Raw genomic sequence first — 1,289 nt, 5'->3', positions numbered from 1 at the left:
CTCCTGGTTATGCCAACTTGATGGTAGGAACAAGCGCGAATGTTGCTTTCGCAGATGCCTATTTGAAAGGTGTTACGAACTTCGACGTTCAAAGCTTCTATCAATCCGCGTTGAAAGACGCTGCTGTTACTCCGCCGAATGCTAATGTAGGCAGAAAAGGGATGGCTACTTCTGTTTTCGATGGGTATACCAATACGGATACAGGCGAAGGATTAGCTTGGGCTGTGGATGGTTACATCAATGATTACGGCATAGCAAACCTAGCAGATGCGCTGGCTAAGAAAAATGACGCAAACGATGCTTATAGCGCTCATTACAAAGATGATCAACAATATTACATCAATCGTGCACAAAATTATATCAACATGTTTAATCCTAATTTGGGATTCTTCAACGGCAGAACCGCCAGTGGTGCTTGGCGATCCACTCCTGCGAACYTCGATCCTAGAAATTGGGGCAGCGATTATACGGAAACGAATGCTTGGAATATGGCTTTCCACGCTCCGCAGGATGGTCAAGGTTTGGCAAATCTGTACGGCGGCAGAGGGCAGTTGGCTGACAAACTGGATCAATTCTTCAGCATACCGGAACCTGCTTCAAGCTCCAATGCTGGTTCATACGGCGGTGTCATCCATGAAATGACGGAAGCCAGAGATGTCAGAATGGGTCAGTACGGACACAGCAATCAACCGTCACACCATATTATGTACATGTATAACTACACAGGGCAGCCTTGGAAGACACAGGAGAAAGTTCGTGAAGCTTTAGATCGGTTGTACCTGGGCAGCCAAATCGGCCAAGGATACGCCGGCGATGAGGACAACGGTGAAATGTCTGCATGGTACATTTTCGGTGCTTTAGGCTTCTATCCGCTCAAAATGGGTAGCCCAGAGTATGCCGTAGGCGCACCATTGTTCAAAAAAGCGACGATCCAACTTGAAAATGGCAAAAAACTAGTTGTGAATGCACCGAATAACAGCAAAGAAAACAAATACGTTCAAAGCTTGAAAGTGAATGGCGAAGCCTACACACAAACATCGCTACCGCATGCGGTACTTGCAGCTGGAGCTACGCTTGATTTTGATATGGGACCAGCACCTTCGACATGGGGAAGCGGCGAAAATGATGTACCATCGTCCATTACCCAAGGTTCAGAAGCTCCTGCTCCACTGAAAGATCTGACAGATAAATTGGTTGCTCAAGGGTTTGCCAAAGTGACAGACAGCACGAATAGTTCCACAATCGGCAATCTGTTCGATAATAGTTCGAACACCCGAGCTACATTAAAC

Annotated in this window: 1 protein-coding gene; it reads left to right on the top strand. The window is 46.7% G+C overall.

The annotated features are described in order from the left end of the window. The coding region (locus AC1DUA_RS38065; protein WP_477504639.1) for a GH92 family glycosyl hydrolase at positions 1–1,289 on the top strand (1,289 nt) is incomplete at both ends.

The organism is Paenibacillus sp. 01T422 (assembly GCF_056398785.1).
Note: the sequence above shows the minus strand (reverse complement) of the source record. Positions and strands in the feature narration are given on the sequence as shown.